The sequence below is a fragment of the Methylomonas sp. DH-1 genome (assembly GCF_046097555.1).
Lineage (GTDB): Bacteria > Pseudomonadota > Gammaproteobacteria > Methylococcales > Methylomonadaceae > Methylomonas > Methylomonas koyamae.
In genome coordinates this window covers 1,605,280-1,623,040 of the sequence record NZ_CP143089.1, presented here as the reverse complement: position 1 = coordinate 1,623,040, position 17,761 = coordinate 1,605,280, and the positions used below count along the sequence as shown (strand labels likewise).

Annotated in this window: 21 protein-coding genes and 1 pseudogene; 11 read left to right on the top strand and 11 right to left on the bottom strand. The window is 55.8% G+C overall.

The window, feature by feature from the left end; genetic code table 11:
• Positions 1-40 precede the first annotated feature (40 nt).
• A complete protein-coding gene (locus tag VXJ35_RS07800) occupies positions 41-685 on the top strand; it encodes a sigma-70 family RNA polymerase sigma factor (protein ID WP_064021144.1) in 645 nt (214 codons plus the stop codon).
• A complete protein-coding gene (locus VXJ35_RS07795; RefSeq protein WP_064023421.1) occupies positions 678-1,517 on the top strand; it encodes a cupin domain-containing protein in 840 nt (279 codons plus the stop codon). The genes VXJ35_RS07800 and VXJ35_RS07795 overlap by 8 nt, the downstream gene beginning before the upstream one ends.
• 7 nt (positions 1,518-1,524) lie before the next feature.
• Here VXJ35_RS07795 and VXJ35_RS07790 read toward each other — a convergent pair whose 3' ends face one another.
• Positions 1,525-3,117 (bottom strand): ABC-F family ATPase, encoded by a 1,593-nt coding sequence (locus VXJ35_RS07790; protein ID WP_064021143.1) that lies wholly within the window; start codon positions 3,115-3,117, stop codon positions 1,525-1,527.
• 374 nt (positions 3,118-3,491) lie between these two features.
• On the opposite strand from VXJ35_RS07790, the gene VXJ35_RS07785 reads away from it, so the two are divergent.
• Together VXJ35_RS07785 and VXJ35_RS07780 are read left to right on the top strand one after the other, a co-directional pair.
• Positions 3,492-4,166, top strand: a complete 675-nt coding sequence (locus VXJ35_RS07785) for a glutathione S-transferase (protein WP_064023420.1) — start codon at positions 3,492-3,494, stop codon at positions 4,164-4,166.
• Positions 4,160-4,471, top strand: a complete 312-nt coding sequence (locus VXJ35_RS07780) for a hypothetical protein (RefSeq protein ID WP_064021142.1) — start codon at positions 4,160-4,162, stop codon at positions 4,469-4,471. The genes VXJ35_RS07785 and VXJ35_RS07780 overlap by 7 nt, the downstream gene beginning before the upstream one ends.
• A 97-nt stretch (positions 4,472-4,568) precedes the next feature.
• Here the strand turns inward: VXJ35_RS07780 and VXJ35_RS07775 are convergent, their stop codons facing one another.
• On the bottom strand, positions 4,569-4,724 hold the full coding sequence (locus VXJ35_RS07775; RefSeq protein ID WP_186289564.1) for a hypothetical protein: 156 nt from the start codon (positions 4,722-4,724) through the stop codon (positions 4,569-4,571).
• Between the two features lie 208 nt (positions 4,725-4,932).
• Between VXJ35_RS07775 and VXJ35_RS07770 the strand changes: the two genes are divergently transcribed.
• Both VXJ35_RS07770 and VXJ35_RS07765 read left to right on the top strand, forming a co-directional pair.
• Entirely contained in the window at positions 4,933-5,217 is a 285-nt protein-coding gene (locus VXJ35_RS07770; protein WP_064021141.1) for a type II toxin-antitoxin system HicA family toxin, read from the top strand.
• 55 nt (positions 5,218-5,272) lie between these two features.
• A complete protein-coding gene (locus VXJ35_RS07765) occupies positions 5,273-6,526 on the top strand; it encodes a hypothetical protein (protein ID WP_064021140.1) in 1,254 nt (417 codons plus the stop codon).
• Positions 6,527-6,619: 93 nt separating this feature from the next.
• On the opposite strand, the gene leuB is transcribed toward VXJ35_RS07765, so the two are convergent.
• Positions 6,620-7,726 (bottom strand): 3-isopropylmalate dehydrogenase, encoded by a 1,107-nt coding sequence (gene leuB / locus VXJ35_RS07760; RefSeq protein WP_064021139.1) that lies wholly within the window; start codon positions 7,724-7,726, stop codon positions 6,620-6,622.
• A 983-nt stretch (positions 7,727-8,709) separates the two neighbouring features.
• On the opposite strand from leuB, the gene VXJ35_RS07755 reads away from it, so the two are divergent.
• A complete protein-coding gene (locus VXJ35_RS07755) occupies positions 8,710-9,864 on the top strand; it encodes a TIR domain-containing protein (protein ID WP_064021138.1) in 1,155 nt (384 codons plus the stop codon).
• A gap of 119 nt (positions 9,865-9,983) precedes the next feature.
• Here the strand turns inward: VXJ35_RS07755 and VXJ35_RS07750 are convergent, their stop codons facing one another.
• Positions 9,984-10,139, bottom strand: coding sequence for a hypothetical protein (locus VXJ35_RS07750; RefSeq protein ID WP_231914872.1), 156 nt, complete (start codon positions 10,137-10,139; stop codon positions 9,984-9,986).
• 18 nt (positions 10,140-10,157) lie between these two features.
• Here VXJ35_RS07750 and VXJ35_RS07745 point away from each other — a divergent pair, with 18 nt between their 5' ends.
• The gene (locus VXJ35_RS07745; RefSeq protein WP_231914871.1) at positions 10,158-10,376 is read left to right on the top strand and encodes a hypothetical protein; all 219 of its coding nucleotides are present in this window, start codon (positions 10,158-10,160) and stop codon (positions 10,374-10,376) included.
• Between the two features lie 24 nt (positions 10,377-10,400).
• On the opposite strand, the gene VXJ35_RS07740 is transcribed toward VXJ35_RS07745, so the two are convergent.
• The 3 genes and pseudogenes from VXJ35_RS07740 to VXJ35_RS07730 form a co-directional block, all read right to left on the bottom strand.
• Positions 10,401-10,784, bottom strand: a complete 384-nt coding sequence (locus tag VXJ35_RS07740; protein ID WP_064021137.1) for a type II toxin-antitoxin system VapC family toxin — start codon at positions 10,782-10,784, stop codon at positions 10,401-10,403.
• The gene (locus VXJ35_RS07735) at positions 10,781-10,990 is read right to left on the bottom strand and encodes a type II toxin-antitoxin system VapB family antitoxin (protein WP_064021136.1); all 210 of its coding nucleotides are present in this window, start codon (positions 10,988-10,990) and stop codon (positions 10,781-10,783) included. Before VXJ35_RS07735 ends, VXJ35_RS07740 begins: the two co-directional genes overlap by 4 nt.
• 178 nt (positions 10,991-11,168) lie before the next feature.
• Positions 11,169-11,699, bottom strand: a pseudogene (locus VXJ35_RS07730) (REP-associated tyrosine transposase).
• 469 nt (positions 11,700-12,168) lie between these two features.
• Here VXJ35_RS07730 and VXJ35_RS07725 point away from each other — a divergent pair.
• On the top strand, positions 12,169-12,765 hold the full coding sequence (locus VXJ35_RS07725) for a Uma2 family endonuclease (protein ID WP_064021134.1): 597 nt from the start codon (positions 12,169-12,171) through the stop codon (positions 12,763-12,765).
• Between the two features lie 25 nt (positions 12,766-12,790).
• On the opposite strand, the gene VXJ35_RS07720 is transcribed toward VXJ35_RS07725, so the two are convergent.
• Complete coding sequence (locus tag VXJ35_RS07720; RefSeq protein WP_172680328.1) at positions 12,791-12,934, bottom strand: hypothetical protein; 144 nt, start codon at positions 12,932-12,934, stop codon at positions 12,791-12,793.
• Positions 12,935-12,961: 27 nt separating this feature from the next.
• Between VXJ35_RS07720 and VXJ35_RS07715 the strand changes: the two genes are divergently transcribed.
• Entirely contained in the window at positions 12,962-13,228 is a 267-nt protein-coding gene (locus VXJ35_RS07715; RefSeq protein WP_064021133.1) for an AbrB/MazE/SpoVT family DNA-binding domain-containing protein, read from the top strand.
• Positions 13,225-13,620: a type II toxin-antitoxin system VapC family toxin gene (locus VXJ35_RS07710; RefSeq protein ID WP_064021132.1), complete on the top strand. Its 396-nt coding sequence runs from the start codon at positions 13,225-13,227 to the stop codon at positions 13,618-13,620. The genes VXJ35_RS07715 and VXJ35_RS07710 overlap by 4 nt, the downstream gene beginning before the upstream one ends.
• A gap of 9 nt (positions 13,621-13,629) precedes the next feature.
• On the opposite strand, the gene VXJ35_RS07705 is transcribed toward VXJ35_RS07710, so the two are convergent.
• From VXJ35_RS07705 to VXJ35_RS07695, 3 genes are all read right to left on the bottom strand, one after another.
• Positions 13,630-14,352 (bottom strand): pseudouridine synthase, encoded by a 723-nt coding sequence (locus VXJ35_RS07705; protein ID WP_064021131.1) that lies wholly within the window; start codon positions 14,350-14,352, stop codon positions 13,630-13,632.
• Between the two features lie 127 nt (positions 14,353-14,479).
• Positions 14,480-16,027: an alpha-isopropylmalate synthase regulatory domain-containing protein gene (locus VXJ35_RS07700; RefSeq protein WP_064021130.1), complete on the bottom strand. Its 1,548-nt coding sequence runs from the start codon at positions 16,025-16,027 to the stop codon at positions 14,480-14,482.
• 149 nt (positions 16,028-16,176) lie between these two features.
• Positions 16,177-17,682, bottom strand: a complete 1,506-nt coding sequence (locus VXJ35_RS07695; protein ID WP_064021129.1) for a phenylacetate--CoA ligase family protein — start codon at positions 17,680-17,682, stop codon at positions 16,177-16,179.
• Positions 17,683-17,761 lie beyond the last annotated feature (79 nt).

Below are 17,761 nucleotides of genomic sequence, written 5' to 3'. Positions count from 1 at the left end.
CGGCGTTCGCCGCGTATTTACCGTAACCGAGTAAGTAGCGATGGCGGACAACGATTGGGACCAAACAGACCAAGACCAGCCGGCGGTGGCACCGCGCACGGTTCCGGCCGACGAAGCCCAATTGCAGAGCTGGATTGCCGCCATCGTCGATCAAGACCAGTCGGCGCTGGAACGACTCTACGATTGTCTGGTCGAGCAAGTGTACGGATTGGCGTTGCGGATTACCGGCCGGGCGCAAATTGCGGAGGAAGTAGCGCAGGATACCTTCTGGCAGGTCTGGCGGCAGGCGCCGCGTTTCGACCCGGCGCGCGGTTCGGTTAGGGCTTGGGTTATGACGATGGCGCGCAGCCGGGCGTTGGACGCGTTGAGGCAATTAGATAGCAAGCAGACCGAACTGGAAGAGGAAACTTTGGCCGCCCTCGCCGCGCCGGCGGCGCAGCGGCCGGCCGATCTGCTCGGCGCCGTGCAGCAAGGGCACATCTTGCACGCGGCATTGGCGCAACTGGAACCGCTACCGCGGCACTTGCTGGCCTTGGCATTCTTCAGAGGCTTAAGCCACGACGAGATCGCCGAGAGCTGCGGCCTGCCGCTGGGTACCGTCAAGTCGCACATCCGCCGCGCGTTACAGAGTATGCAGCATTTATTGACAGCCGATTTCGGCGAGGTTGATCGAACCGATGATTGAACAACAGCCGCCTTTACTGGGCGCGGAAGACGACGAGCTGGCACCAATTCGCAATCTTTTGGCGGAGAATATTGCGCCGCTGCCGCTGGCCGGCAACCGCCGCAGCGCGATGCGCCAAGGCCTGATGGCGCAAGTGGCGACCGCCGTCGCCAAGCAAGCCGGTCTGACCACGGTGCGGGCCAAGGACGGTGTCTGGCAAACCTTGAAAACCGGGATTCGGATCAAACCGTTGTGGGACGGCGGCGCTCTGGGTCGCTCGGTGTTGATCGAATTCGCCGCCGGCGCCAGCCTGATTCCGCACCGGCATAACAGCCTGGAGGAAGGCATCGTGCTGCGCGGCGATTTGGCGATGGGCGATTTGCGTTTGGGGCCGCTGGATTACCACGCCGCCGCTGCCGGCAGCCGCCACGGCGCAATCCGCTCCGAGCGGGGCGCACTGGCCTATCTGCGCGGCACTGCGCTGGGCGATAGCCGCGAGGTGTTGAAAGAAGTGTTGAGCGGTTTGTTGCCGTTCGGCGCCGGTCCGTCGCTGACCGCCCATGGCTCGGACATAAACGATTGGCCGGAGATCGCGCCCGGCGTGCGCAAGAAAAGCTTGTGGGTCGAAGGCGAGCGCGAGTCGTGTTTCTACCGGCTGGCAGCCGGCGCCCGCTGTCCGGCGCACAGCCACGACACCGAAGAGGAATGCATGATGCTGGACGGCGATTTGTTCATCGACGACCTGCTGTTGCGCGCCGGCGACTACCAACTGGCGCCGGCCGGCAGCGTGCATCACGAGGTGTATACCGATGTTGGCGCGACGCTGTTCGTGCGCGGTGGTCGCAGCGATTGATCCGGGCTCAGCCGATATTCTGGCTGTTCAGATAATCCTCGTAACTGCCGCTGAAATCGACAATGCCGTTCGGCGTCAACTCGATAATCCGGGTGGCTAGCGACGACACGAATTCGCGATCATGGCTGACGAAAATCAGCGTACCGGGATAATTTTCCAACGCGGCGTTCAACGATTCGATCGATTCCATATCCAAGTGGTTGGTGGGTTCGTCCAACACCATCACATTGTTTTTTTGCAGAATCAATTTGCCGAACAGCATCCGGCCTTGCTCGCCGCCGGAAATGACTTTGACGGATTTGTTAATTTCATCATTGGAAAACAGCAAACGCCCCAGCGTACCGCGTATGGTTTGGTCGTCGTCGGATTCCTTGCGCCATTGGCCCATCCATTCGATCAGCGACATGTCTTCGGCAAAATCCTCGGCGTGATCCTGGGCAAAATAGCCGACGTCGGCGTTCTCGGCCCATTTCACTTCGCCGCTGTCCGGCGTTAAAGCGCCGACCAAGGTTTTTAACAAGGTGGATTTCCCGATGCCGTTGGGACCGATCACCGCGACCCGTTCGCCGACCGCGATCATCATGTTCAGATTTTTAAATAAAGGTTCCGCGCCGTAGCCTTTGGCCAAATCTTTAGCTTCCACGGCCAAACGGTACAACTTTTTAGCTTGATCGAAACGAATAAACGGATTGACTCGGCTGGACGGTTTGACTTCGTCGAGCTTGATTTTTTCCAACTGCCGCGCCCGCGACGTAGCCTGCTTGGCTTTGGAAGCGTTCGCGGAAAAACGCGCGACGAAGGTTTGCAACTCGGCAATCTGGGCTTTTTTCTTGGCGTTGCTGGCCAACAATTGCTCGCGCACCTGAGTCACCGCAGTCATGTAATCGTCGTAATTGCCCGGATACACCCGCAGTTCGCCGTAATCCATATCGGCCATGTGGGTGCAGACGCTATTCAAAAAGTGCCGGTCATGCGAGATGATGACCATCGTCGAGTTGCGCTCGTTAAGGACATTTTCCAGCCAGCGGATGGTGTTGATGTCCAGGTTGTTGGTCGGCTCGTCGAGCAGCATGATGTCGGGATTGGAAAACAAGGCTTGCGCCAGCAACACCCGCAATTTCCAGCCCGGCGCTACCGCACTCATCGGCCCGTTATGTTGTTCCAATGGAATGTCCAGGCCCAATAACAGCTCGCCGGCCCGAGCCTCGGCAGTGTAGCCGCCGAATTCGGCGAATACCGTTTCCAGATCGGCGGCACGCATGTAATCGTCTTCGCTGGCTTCCATATTGGCGTAGATCGCGTCGCGCTCCGACATCGCCGCCCACATCTCGGCATGGCCCATCATCACCACGTCCAGCACGCGCTGGTCTTCGTAGGCAAATTGGTTCTGGCGCAAAATACCCAGGCGCTCGTTGGCGTCGATGCTGACATTGCCCGAGGTCGGCTCCAGGTCGCCGCTGAGGATTTTCATGAAGGTAGACTTGCCGCAGCCGTTGGCGCCGATCAAGCCGTAACGGTTGCCGTTGCCGAACTTGACGGAAACGTTTTCGAACAGGGGCTTGGCCCCGAATTGCATCGTGATGTTAGCTGTAGAAATCAAAGGAATGTCCTTAAGTGGTCAAGAGCAGGCCGACTGAGCGCCGACGCTGCCATAGCGCGAAGGCGAGCGCTAAGAAAAACGTGCGATTTTACCAGAGTTTACGCTGGGGCAGATTTGCCGTAGCCGCGGTACGGGGTTTAGGCTGAGGTTTTGTCGTAAAGTATCCAAAAGAAAAGCCCCCCCAATGCCGCCCGAAACCTGCGCGCCAAAGGGGATTGAAAAACCAGCCTTCGGCTTTTGTCCGCTTCCCGGTTAGTGTCCTTTTCCGCCTCTGTTTTAATCGTACCCGAAGCGAAACGAAGGAGCTTCGCCTGTTACAATCGGCGCAGAAAAACCTGCTCAGCGACCATCGATCGGCCGAACCCGGCAAAACCATGACCGACTCCAGCAACCCTATTCTGTACAGTTTTCGCCGCTGCCCGTATGCGATGCGGGCCCGTTTGGCAATCGCCGCCGCCGGCATTTGCGTTGCGCTGCGCGAAATCGAACTGCGCGCCAAGCCGGCGGCTATGCTGGCAGTCTCGCCCAAAGGCACAGTGCCAGTATTAGTGCTGGCGAACGGCCAAGTCATCGACGAGAGTCTGGACATCATGGTTTGGGCTTTGACCCGGCACGATCCGCAAGACTGGCTTAACGCTTCGAGCCGGGCCGACGCCGACCGGTTAATTGCCGTTAACGACAGCCAATTCAAATACTGGCTGGACCGATACAAATACGCCGACCGCTATCCGGAACACGCCGCGGAACATTACCGAAAACAAGGCGAATTGTTTTTGGCCGACTTGGAGCAACGCCTGCAGCGCAACGGCTGTTTCTGCGGCCGCCGTTTCGGCTTGGCCGATGCGGCGATTTTGCCCTTCGTCCGCCAATTCGCCGCGGTCGATGCCGCCTGGTTCGCGCTAGCGCCTTATCCGGCGCTGCGGGCGGCTTTACAACACTTCGTCGAATCCGAGCTATTCGGCAAAATCATGGCACAGTATCCGGTCTGGCAAGCCACGGATCCGGCCCTTATTTTCGGCGCCGAATCCGGCGGGAGCAGCATATGTTGAAAATCTACAGAAAAGTCGTCGTCATCAACCCGAACTCGGAGCAACCTCAATTGCCGCCGGCAACAAAACCGCTGTCGCAACGTCTAACCGAGCTGTTGGCTATCCCAGCGATGGTCGCCGGCGCCATCGTCGGCACCTTGGTGTTTTCCGCGCTGTTTGCCATCCTGCTGATTCCACTATCGATCTTGGGCTTCAAGGTCTGGCGCGCCTGGCGCACTGCCCAACGCCAACAGGCCGAGCAAACCCTGGACGCCGAGTACACCGTGGTATCGACGGAACGCGACGAAAACCGTCCCGGCCGCTAAGCTAGCCGCCAAAAAAAGGCCTCGAACCTTGCGGTAAGAGGCCAGGTAAGATGCAGAGCATTTACAACGAGGAGGTACTACGAAAATCGGGAAACGCTTAAATCCGGACCGGTTTGGCAACGCTCAGGTTGCTGGCCAGCGAGGCTGCGCCGAATAGCAACGTGGACAAGACAAACTCGCCCGACATGAAGCTGAAAATACCGGTGGTGAAAAACAGACCGGTAACGATGTCTTTAAATTTTGACTGGTTCATTTTTCCGCCTTGACTGGCTTGAGTCGAATCGTTGAAGTTGGGTTAACTATAAACTTTTAATTTTTATTTACAATAAGCCTATTTATAGATGATTTGTTTCTTTTACAGAAACAAACAGCCACCATTTAACCGCCCGCTGCAAGCTTTGGCGGAAAAGTTGGCATTTTTCAGGCAACGCTTTCAACACACCTGCCAGGAGTAAGCCGTCATGAGCCACCATTTAAACCTGCTCCGCGCGATATTTCAGGACCCGGTCAGCGCCAATCTGCATTGGCGCGACATCGAATCGTTGTTGCGCCATTTGGGCGCCAGCGTGCAACCCAGCCATGGCTCGCGTTTTCACGTGGTGCTGAACCAGGTCGAAGGCTTTCTGCACCACCCGCACCACAGCGGCGTCTGCAGCAAACAAGAAATCAAACACGTCCGCGAATACCTGGCCCAGGCCGGCATCAGCGTAGCGCAGTACGAAGCGGAGCGGCACAAATCGCCCTGATTGTCGGCTTGCCGCGATCCGGCCCCGGATGCCGCCTAACCGCGCCGCACCAGCGATGAAGTTGTTCGGAAAGCTGTGCCGGCTGACTTTACTGCTGGCGCCGTTCTTAATCGCGCTGGCGATTTACGCTGCGCTCGACGCCAAACCGGCATTGCAAACCCGCGCCGAATTGACGCCGGAGCAAATCGGCCGCGCCCGGCAATTGTTCCACCAAAACGACCCGCGCCGGCTGCGCTCCGGCACTGTCGCCCGCCTCAGCCTGGAGCAAGCCGATCTCGATTTGGCGCTGAACTACTGGGCCAACCAATTCGCCGGTGCCAGTGCCGCCTTGCGCCTGGAGCAAAATCGGGCCCGGATCGACGCCACCTGGCCATTGCCGGCCAACCCGTTCGGCGGCTACTTGAATCTAAGGCTGCAATTGCGGCAGAAAATCGGCTTGCCGCGCATCGATTCGGTTCGCCTCGGCGCCCTTCCAATTCCCGGACCGCTTGCCGAACTGGCGCTCAAAGCCGCGCTAGACTGGCTGCCGCTGCCGGTCGATCTAAAGCTGGTCGCCGGGTTCGTCCAACATGTGCAATTCCTGCCGCAACGCGCCACCGTCTATTACCGCTGGCAAGCCGATTTACCGCATAAATTGCGCCGCGCCCTGCTGGCCGACGCCGAAGCCCAAATCCTGGAGCCGTACCAGCGCCGGCTGGCCGAACTGAGTGTTAAATTGCCGGACCGTGCCAGCCTGGCAGTCTCGACTCAAGCCTTGTTCCAACTGGCGCAACAGCGCAGCCGAGCCGGCGATCCGATTGCCGAAAACCGGGCGGCGATTTTAGTGCTGACGCTGTATGCCAACGGCATTCCGCTGAGCAAAGCGGTACCCCAAGCCGGGCTTTGGCCGCGGCCCTACCGGCGCACGCTGCTGCTGAACGGCCGCGAAGACCTGACCAAACACTATCTGGTATCGGCAATGTTGGCGGCCTACTCCGGCACGCCGCTGGCCGATGCGGTGGGGTTGTATAAGGAGATCCAGGACTCGCGCGGCGGCAGCGGCTTTTCGTTTCCCGACCTGGCCGCCGACCGCGCCGGCACCCGCATGGGCGAAACCGCAATTGCCGGCCGGGATCAGGCTGCGCGGCTGCAACAGCGGCTGGAGCAAGCCGGCGAAGCGGACATGATGCCGGCCACTGCCGACTTGGTAGAATCGATGAACGAAGCCGAATTCGTCCAGCGCTTCGGCGGCGTCGAAGGCGCCGCTTACCGGCAAACCCTGCAAACCATCGAACGCCGCATCGCCGAACTGGCGCTGTTTCGCGATTGATTCGGAAAAATCCAGGCAATAAAAAAGGCGGGCCCTTACGGCGCCCGCCTTTTTACTGGAGGTTTTAAGCCAATTCGGCTTTACCGCGCAGACTTAAACTTTCGGCATCGCCCGCAGTTTTTCGACAACTTTATCGCCGAATTCCTGGGTGCTGATCATCGTTACGCCAGTGCCCGGTTTGGACAGATCGGCGGTGGAATAACCGTCGGCAAACACGCCCTGCATCGCCGCCCAGACGTTTTTCGCTTCCGCTTCCATGCCAAAACTGTTTTCCAGCATCATCGCTACCGAACCGATCATCGAATATGGGTTGGCGATGTTCTTGCCGGCGATGTCCGGCGCCGAACCGTGCGACGGTTCGTAATAGGCTTTATCCGGGCCGATACAGGCCGACGGCATCAAGCCCAGCGAGCCCAAGATGCCGCCGCCCTGGTCGCTCAAAATGTCGCCGAACATGTTTTCCATCACCATCACGTCGAACTGGGTCGGTCTCAGGCACAGCGCGGTAGCGGCGGCGTCGACCAAATAGTTGACGACTTGTACGTCCGGATAGTCCTTCGCCACTTCTTCCATCACCTCGTTCCACAACACGCTGGACATCAGCACGTTGCTCTTATGGATGTTGTGCAGCAGCTTGCGGCGTTTTTGCGCCAGCTTGAACGCCTCGTGCATGATGCGGCGGATTTGGTCTTCGTCGTATTCCAGGGTTTCGCGGACGTAGCGCTTACCTTCTTCGTTAACGCCGCGCTCTTTGTTACCGAAATACAAGCCGCCGACCAACTCGCGGACCATGATCAAATCGATACCGTCGCCGATCACTTCCGGTTTCAACGGGGAAAAATGCGCCAACGACTTCGGCAGCGACACTGGGCGGAAGTTAGCGTAAGTGTTGTAACGGCGGCGCATCGGCAGCAAGGCACCGCGCTCGGGTTGTTTTTCGACCGGGATTTTCTTGGATTCTTCGTGGCTCAAGCCGATGGGGCCTTTCAAGATCGCGTCGGCTTGGTCGCAAATGTCGATGGTCGCTTGCGGAAAGGCGTCGCCGGTTGCGAAGTAAGCGCAGGCGCCGAATAAAGCCGGCAGCAATTCGAAGCTAACGTCGTTACGTTCTTCGATGACTTTCAAAACCTTGAGGGCTTCCGCGGTGATTTCAGGGCCGATGCCGTCGCCGGCCAGGACTGCGATTTTGTAATTTTTCATGAGATGGTGAGTGCTGAGTGGTTAAAGCGTTGAATCGAAAACGTTCGGTTAGAAAACAAACGCCGAATTTTAGCAGATTGGCCGCCACGCTTTCCTTGAAAAACGGCTTTCCTTTATCAGTAGGCTACACTGTGCACGTCTTAACGTGAGAGCTGACCTGATGAGTGACGAAAAACGCCTATCCACCACCCAACTCGCCAAATTACGCGGCGTATCCCAGGAACAAATGTTCGGCCAACTGAGCGGCAAATACGGCCACTACGTGGCGTGGCAGGTAGCGCGTAGCCTCGATGCAGTGCCAGCGGAATCGAAGACGACAAGATTCCAACCATCAAACGAACATCAAATTACTGAATTATATTGGTCTATGAGACCTCGATTACATCGAGGCTACTTGCTGACTTGAATAGTATGAAACCCAGCATTGATGGCTTTGGCGCTGGGTTTCATTTTCATCAGCACACGGCACTGTCAAATTTACGTTGTTGTCACATGAAACACTGATAAAAAAGGAGAAAACGTGAGTAATCTGGAAGAGGTTTTTAAAGTTGGCGGGGTACCTACCTTAACTTTTGTACAACCAGTGGAATACCCTACATTACTTATTGCGCTTAGCAGGTTGGTGAAAAACCATGTTCTGGTCACTAATTCAGATGGATCGGGCCTTTATTTAGTATAAAGATCAGCCTGTCGACACTAAATATAGACTCTATTGGTTGTAAAAAAGAGTTTTTCACCAACCTGTTAGGACTCCAGGACGAGGTATTGTAATAGAAGGGCCATCTGGAATAGGGAAAACAACCGCCGTAAATAGAGCCCTCGAGCAGCTAGCTCAAACTAAAAGCGTTCTAGTTTTATCGGCAAGGAAAGCAAAAGACGTAGATCTTATTTGTGAACTTCCTGAAATTGGTGATACAGGAGTAGTAATTATCGATGATTTTCATCGCTTAGAGACCGGCATTAAAAATAAAATCGCTGACTATATGAAAGTTCTTGCTGATGAAGAAAGGAAAGACAGCAAGATAATTGTATTGGGTATTAATCAAGCTGGACAAGGATTGGTTAATTTTGCGCACGACTTGAATAACAGAATAGAAATAATAAAATTCGAAGCTAATCCAGAGCATAAGGTAATAGAATTACTAGAAAAAGGAGAGAATGCGCTTAATATAGAGCTAAACATTAAGAAGGAAATTACCGAGTCAGCTCACGGAAGTTTCTATATTGCTCAGATGCTGGCCCACCAGGCATGTTTAGATTCAGGAATTTTAGAGACATCCTTGGAGCACACGACGACAAGTGTCAGTTTTGAATTGGTTAGAGGAAAAGTCTTTGATCGTCTGTCGCGAAACTTTAGAGATCGCACTATTAGCTTTGCGCAGGGTACGAGAGTACGCCGTGAGGGGAGAGCTCCATATTTACATTTACTTTTCTGGTTAGGTAAATCCGTTGAATGGAGTTTATCTATAGATGAAGCGCTAATGCAATATCCAGAGTTAAGAGGAAGTGTGATTCAAATTGTAGACAAAGGCTATCTGGAAAACCTAATTAATGACAATGACGATATAAAAGCCGTGCTTCATTTTGATTCAATGACAAAATTACTCACGATTGAAGATCCTCAATATATCTATTATTTGAGAAATATCTCATGGTCATCCTTTGCAAAACAGGCTGGGTTCATGACTATGGACTTTCCATGTCCATATGATTTCGCACTTTCATTTTCTGGAAATGATCGACATATAGCAAAATCCTTATTTGATACTTTGACAGAAATGGAATTCGAAGTTTTTTATGATCACAATGAACAACATAGAATACTTGCCGAAGATGTCGAAGATTATTTGCGCCCTATATATATGACAGATGCCCAGTTTGTTATAGTGTTGTTGGGACAAGATTATCCAAAACGAATTTGGACAAGATTTGAATCTAAGCAATTTAGAGATAGATTCAAAGAAGGCGCCGTAATTCCAATCTGGTTTGATTCTGTGCCAGAGGGAACATTTGACGAAAGCTCTCGAGCCGGTGGCTATGTTTTTAATACTAAAGAAAAAGTTGATATACAAATTCAAGTTTTTGCAGATTTATGTAGAAAAAAAATTGGAGAAATAAGGGGGCGAATTCAAAAGTGAAGCCCGTGTAGGGCGCAATAACCAGCGGGCATTGCGCCGCATTTATTCAACCTGTTACTGATTTTTTTATCGTTCCCACGCTCCGCGTGGGAACGCAGCCTCGGACGCTCCAGCGTCCATCACCAAACATCTATCTCCATCAACCCTGCCAAGCCTTCATAGTTGGCGGCACTGGAATAACGCCAATGCTGCGGTAAGTTGACATAACCGCGTTTGACCGGGTTAGCGTGGATGTAGTCCAGCTTCTGCCGCATCATCGCTTCGTTCAAAATCATTTCGGCAGGTACGCCCTCTTGCCAGAACTGGTATTCGCGATCCCGTTTATGTGCGACTTTGGCAAAATGCAGGCGTTGCAGCAGGCGCTCGGCTTGTTACCGCTGGAGGTGGTCGATGATCCGGCGGGCGGTATACGCTTTGAAGCCGGCAACGCATTTGTCGAGTTCCGGGGCTTGGGCGATAAAGTGCAGATGGTTTTCCAAAATCACGTAGCCGTAGCTCGTGGCGTGCGGTGAGGTAACGAACCCGGAACATGTAAATCAATTCGTAGTCGGCGAAGCTTGATAAGCCACACCAAACCGCTCGGCAAGTTTCGCCAACCGCTTGTCCAACGTCCACAGCTTGGCGCCGGGCGTGATCAAAACCGAGGCTAGCAACTGCAAATCGATTAGCCCGCAACCCAAGCCATATAGTGCTTCACGTTCGATAAAGTCTTCCACTTCCTGCAAACCGGCTTGATTACAATACCTTAGCTGACGCAGGTTGTTCAGGGTTTGAGTTCTCGGCGCGGGCGGCGTACCGCAAGCCAATTCGGCAACGATCAGCGGGTGAATCAACGCCGAATCGGAAACAAGCAAACGCACCAGGTCTTCGTTGCGATTTTTGAAATGGTCAACCCAAACCGAGGTATCGACCAATATCATGCAGACGGTTCGGTTTGTCGGCGATCTCGGGGAATATCCGCCATCTCCGGCATGGTTCCACCTAACGCAGCCAAGCGTTTAGCGGCCTGAATCCGCACGAAGGTTTTCATCGCTTCCCGGAAGATTTCGGCCTTGTCCATGTCCGGATCGGCCATTTCCAGGGCTTTTTGATACAAAGTGTCGTCAATGGTTACGGTGGTTCTCATGGTGTTTTCTCGACATCAATTCTGATGACGCACTGTATCAAATATTAGTTCATAGGATGCGGTAAACAACACGTACCGTACTTGCTGCCGCGATTTGTGCAGCCCCCAAGATCACTAGCACTTTTTCATCGTTCCCACGCTCCGCGTGGGAACGCAGCGTCGGACGCTCCAGCGTCCATCACCAAACATCTATCTCCATCAACCCCGCCAAGCCTTCATAGTTGGCGGCACTGGAATAACGCCAGTGCTGCGGTAAGTTGACATAACCGCGTTTGACCGGGTTAGCGTGGATGTAGTCCAGCTTCTACCGCATCATCGCTTCGTTCAAAATCATTTGGGCATGTACGCCCTCTTGCCAGAACTGGTATTCGCGATCCCGTTTATGTGCGGCTTTGGCAAAATGCAGGCATTGCAGCAGGCGCTCGGCTTGTTGCCGCTGGAGGTGGTCGATGATCCGGCGGGCGGTATACGCTTTGAAGCCGGCAACGCTTTTGTCGAGTTCCGGGGCTTGGGCGATAAAGTGCAGATGGTTTTCCAAAATCACGTAGCCGTAGAGTTTTAAACCTGTGTGTTGGCGTTGGTATTGCCAACTGTCTAGGACGATTTGCACGGTTTCCGGGCGGGTAAACACGGCCAGCCATTCCACGACGGTGCAGGTCATGAAATGGGGTTTGTCGGCTTCGGTGATGAGATAACGGCTTCTGCCCATGCTTTACCTTGATTCATAAAGACGCCAGAGCGTCCGGGGCTGCATTCCCACGCGAAGCGTGGGAACGATGATAGGACCAAGATGACTTAAATCGGCATGTCGATTATATCCATTGGAATCCGGTCAAACATGGTCAAGTAAAACCGGCGATGGATTTACCCACAGGGCATAAAGGCCGTATTCCAGTTTTCATCAATTTACGAAACGCGGAATTTATCCAAATGATTGGGGGAGCAATATGAAATTAAAGGTATCGAGTAACGCGAACGATGCGCCTCCTAACGTCGGCAGCATGCTATCAGCGCATTTTATGGGTTTGTTTAGGCGACGAGGTTTGCATGGTTAGCCTCCAGAGTAAAATGCTCCCGAGTTAGCCGACCGAATCGCACGTGGGCGGAAAAGGATCGCATGATTCACATCGCGCCCCGGAAGAGTAGAATTAGGCCGACCAGCAACCGAGGAATAGACCATGGCACTTGCCGAAAAATTGAAGTTGAGCAGCACCGACTATCTGCAAGGCGAAGAGGCCGCAACGGTGAAACACGAATATCTGGACGGCGAGGTCTGGGCCATGGCCGGCGCCAGCGATGCGCACGTTTCGATTGCCGGAAATGTTTTTTTCTTGTTGAAGCAAGCGCTGAAACAGTCGCCTTGCCGGCCCTATATTTCCGACATGAAAGTCAACGTGGCCGCGGCCAACGCCTTCTTTTACCCGGACGTGCTGGTCACTTGCCACCCAAAGGACCGGGAGAATCGTTTATTCAAACAATATCCGGTGTTCATCGCCGAGGTATTGTCGCCTTCCACCGAAGCCTTCGACCGCGGCGCCAAATTCGCCGCCTACCGCCAACTCGACAGCCTGCAGAGCTATTGGTTGATCGACAGCCGAACCCAGGCCATCGATTGCTTCCGGCGCACCGCCGACAACGCCTGGCTGCTGCATAGCTATACCAGTCCGAGCGATAAGCTGGCATTGCCGGAACTGGATTTGGCATTGGATTTTGCCGAGATTTACGCCGATGTTACGTTGGATGCCGAACCGCCGCTAGCCGAAACCGTCGGCTAAGCCGATGCGGCAAGCCGGCCTTGCCCTACCCTGCAAACACCGACAACACCCGCAAAAAACTGTCTTCCAACTCCGCTCGTAAATGCAGAGAAAAATCATGCGCTTCGCCGCGCGCGGGAGCGACGAAGCCTTGTCTATAGACCGCCGCCAGCCGATAATTCGTCTTCATTTCTGTCTCACCCGAAGGAGTTTGCCAGTGTCTACCGCCACAATTACCCTGTCCAGCAAAGGGCAGGTTGTTATACCCAAGGAAATTCGCGACGAATTGCATTGGGAAGCCGGCACGGAGCTCACTCTGATTGCCAATGCATCCGGCGTTACGCTAAAAGCGGTGGAGAAAAAATCCGGCCGCAATTTGGCGGATTTGATCGGCATGCTCAAACATGACGGACCGCCGCTATCCACAGATGCCTTATGTAAGCCAGTGGAACTCAACGCAGAAGACGGTTCGGATGCTTCATGATTGCTTTTGACACCAACCTATTGGTGCGGGCAGTAGTGGACGACCATCCGGAACAAGTCGCCTTGGTTCGGCAATTGATTGCCAGCGACCGGATCTTTGTTTCGCGCACCGTGCTGCTGGAAACCGAATGGGTGTTACGCGCCCGATATAAAAAATCCCGCGACCAACTGATTGTTTTTTTCTCGGCATTATTGGCCGTGGACAACACCGTGATCGAGGATGCGGAAGCCGTCGCCAATGCACTGGAATGGTACGCGCAAGGCGCCGATTTCGCCGATGCCTTGCATCTGGCGGCATGCGGCACAGCCGTCATGCACACCTTTGACCGCAATTTTTGCAAAGCGGCCAGGGATGCCGGATCGGCACCGGAAGTACGGGTGTTAGGAAATTAAACGACTGCCCTACCCTGCAAACACCGACAACACCCGCAAAAAGCTGTCTTCCAATTCCGCCCGCAGATGCAGTTCCGCACCGGTCGCCGGATGCGAAAAAACCATTTCCGTCGCGGCCAGCATCAAACGCCCCTGGCCGAAACGTTCGGCAAAATAACGGTTATGGCGGCCGCGGCCGTGGTTGGCGTCGCCGATGATCGGGTGGCTGATGTGTTTCATATGCCGGCGCAGTTGGTGTTTGCGGCCGGTTTCCGGGTAGAGTTCGATAAGGCTGTAGCGGCTGGTGGGGTGGCCTTCGATGGCGACCGGAATTTCGGTGGTTGCCAGCCGCCGATAGCGGGTACGGGCTTCGCGTTCGGGTTGCGGTTCGCCTTTCAGGCGGCGGTCTTCCGGCTCGTCGCGCAGCGGATGGTCGATCAGGCCCTGCTCCGACGTCCAGCCGCGCACCATCGCCTGGTAGGTTTTGCGTACTTCGCCGGCCATCAAGGCCTTGCCCAAGGTACTGGCGGTTTGCGGGTCGCGAGCGAACACCAGCAAGCCGGAAGTGGGACGGTCCAGCCGGTGCAGAGGGTAGACGTGTTCGCCGCCGTTCAGGGCCCGGGCGTATTGCAGGGCAAATTCGGTTTCGTGTTTGTCGATGGGGCTGCGGTGCACCAGCAAACCGGCCGGCTTGTGGACCGCCAGCAACCACGGGTCGCGGTAGATTTCGGTGAGAGGGTTGTTTAAGTACACGGATTGTAACTATTCAGTGGCTTTCAGGAAGTTGTAGGCTTACTCCCTCTCCTGATGGAGAGGCGATTGGCGCTTCGCGCTGAATAGTTACCACAGATTTAGACTGTCAGGTACGCAATGCGTAACCCTAGGCCTTTGGGCTAGCAGCCATCTCGTGCAGTTGAATGTTGATCAACTTGATCGTCGCCAAAATGCCGGCAAACACTTGGTTGACGTGGACACCGCGGGTCTTGCGCAACTCGCTGCCGCAGTCCCAGGTAATCACGCACTCGGTCAGCGCGCTGGTATGGCCGCCTTTGGGGATGCGGATTTCGAAATCGGCCAGCGTCGGCAGCCGGTATTCGTAGTTTTCCAGCACCTTGCCGATGGCATCGATAAAGGCATCAAAACCGCCGCTGCCGGCGCCGGTGGCTTGGTGCTTGTCGCCTTTGACTTCGACCCGGATACTCACCGTGGACGGCAAATCCAGTCCGCTGTTGATCGAACAGGCCAGTAATTTGATGTGCTGGTAGCTCTTGCTTTCCAGCACGTCGGCGATGATGAACGGCAGATCGTCGGTGGTGATGGTTTGTTTGGAATCGCCGATGCTGACGATGCGGGCCAGCACTTTTTTCTGGTCTTCTTCCGACAAATCCAGCTCGAGCTGCTCCAGGTTTTTCTTCAACGAGGCCTTGCCGCTCATCTTGCCCAGTGCGTAACTGCGGGTGCGCGAGAAGCGTTCCGGGCCGAGTTTGGTTTTGTACAAGCCGCCTTTATGGTCGCCGTCGGCGTGAATGCCGGCGGTCTGGGTGAAGACGTCGGCGCCGACGATGGGCGCGTTGGCTGCGACCCGCTTGCCGGAAAAGTTTTCCACCATGTCGCTGATCCGCACCAGATGGCTTTCGTCGATGGCCAAGTCCAGACCCATCTTATCGCGCAATACCACCGCCACTTCCGCTAACGAGGCGTTGCCGGCGCGCTCGCCCAGGCAATTGACGGTGCAATGCACCGCGCTGACGCCGGCCCGCACCGCCGCCATCACGTTGGCGGTGGCTAAGCCGTAATCGTTGTGCGGATGGAAATCGAATTGCACTGCCGGATAACGCTGACACATGTCGCTGAAACTGGCAAATACCTCGTCCGGCGCCATCACGCCCAGCGTGTCCGGCAACATGAAATGGCTGACCGGGCTGTGCTGCAGCCTCTCCATCAAACCGTAGACGTAATCGCGGCTGTCTTTGTAGCCGTTGGACCAATCTTCCAGATAGACGTTGACGCGCAAACCCTGCTCGTGGGCGTAACCTATGGTTTGCAACACATCGGCGCTGTGCTGGTCCAGGGTCTTGCCGAGTTGCTCGCGGCAGTGTTTCTCGCTGCCCTTGGCCAGCAGATTGATGACCCGGCCGCCGGTGGATTTAATCCAGTCCACGCTGCGGGTATGGTCGACGAAGCCCAGCACCTCGACGCGCTCGGCAAAGCCTTCCTGTTGCGCCCATTGGTTGATCAACGTCACCGCTTCCTTCTCGCCTTCCGACACTCTGGCCGACGCCACCTCGATCCGGTCGACGCGCAGGTTTTGCAGCAAGGCTTTGGCGATGCTGACTTTCTCCATTGGCGTGAAGGCCACGCCCTGGGTTTGCTCGCCGTCGCGCAGCGTCGTGTCCATCAATTGAATGTGTCTGGCTGGTGTAGACATGGTTTTGGTCGGTGTTGGTCTGAGGTTCTCCGCCGAGCGGTGCGCTGCGCCGTTTGACGCTGCCGCACTGCCAAGCCTGACCGGTTATTGTCCCTCAACCGATACCCGCTTTGCAATTTGCCGGCGGATTCGCAAATTCCGTGCGCCGCTCAGCGCCGGGTATAACGATGTTTGACGCCGACCGGAAAATATTCGGCATCGCCGAAGCCGTGCAACGTGACCTGCGGCAACTGGCGTTCCGCCGGCGTGTAGTTGGCAAATTCGCTGTTCAGCCGCAGCAATTGGGTTTTAACCGATTCGGCAATGGCCGGCACCATCTCCGCTGCCGGCTCGACGCCGGGCAACAGCTCCACGGCAATGTGAAGCTCCTTGTCGCCGTCGGCGGTTTCCCGGGTTTGCAACACGAACTTGCCGGTGGCCCAGGCCGCGATCTGCGGCTGTTCCAAGCCGACCGTGACATTCTCAGGATAGATATTGGCGCCGTAATACGACACGGTGAAATCGGCGCGGCCGAACACGAACACGAACGGCAACTCCCGCGGCCGATAATCGGCCGGCAAGCCCAGTTCGGTATGCGATTGGACGCCGTAGCCGCGTAAAAACGCCTGCATCTCGGCTAACGTGAGCAAACCGCCCTTGTCGGCGATGTGGTAACGCAGCAACGGCACGCTGGATGCGCCGGACACCACCAAGGTACCTTTGTGTACTTCGAAAAAGCGGCTGGCCGGATCGTATTGCACCAAGGTCGGTAGGCGCGACTCGCCGAACAAAGCCCGCGCCGCGTCCGGCCGCTCGGCTAACCAGCGCCGGATCGCGACGCTGTAAGGCGTTTCGTTGCCCAGCACGCCGCCGTCGGCGGTGCCGTACAACGACGCACTGTCGAAACAAATATCGTCGGAGCCGGTGCGCCGGCCCAGCAAGCTGCGCCATTCCTCGCTGAACACTTCGCCGGCGAATACCAGTTTGGGCCGGTAAGCAGCCCAATCGATGCCCTCGGCACTGCCGGCGTCGATCACGTCCTTAACGAAGGGCGGATAACCCAGCAACACGGTTTGCTCGAAATGCGGCGCCAACTCGCGCACCACCCTTAGAATCTCGGCCTTGTTGTTGCCCGGCGTCGCCACCATCAACGGATAGCCCTTGCGCGCCAGATGCCAGCAGCAGGAGGTGGTAAAGATGCCGCCGACCCAATTGCCCAACGCAAAACACACCACCGCCAACGTGCTACGGCGGTGGGCTTGAAAGCTGTCGGCAAACACTTGCTCGAAACGCAGCGCTACCTCCAATTCGTCGCCGGCCGAGCGCGGCCAGAAAGTCGGTGTGCCGGTCGAGCCGGACGACACCGCCACCCGGTCCGCACCGCGCAAGCTGCCGCCGAAGCAGCGTTCCGGCAACGGGTAAGCCTGCATGTAGTCGGCCTTACCCATCAACGGCAAGTTTTGGAATGTCGCATAGTCGTTGACCTGAGCCGGATCGACCTGGCGCGCGGCCAGAAAATCGCGGTAGGCCGGCACCTCGGCGGCGCAACGCTGGAACAACTGCAAAAACTTGGACTCGGCGTCCGCTACGGCACGTTCGGCCAGCAGCCGGTCCAGCGGCGTATTGACGAAGCGGTCGAAAGCTTCGGCGGCGGGCGACAACGGAAAATCGGACATGGCAATCCCCTCGGAAAAAGTCGATGCCGGATTGTAGCGCCATCCCGGCTCACCCCCAATGTCGTTAAGTTAAGGATGG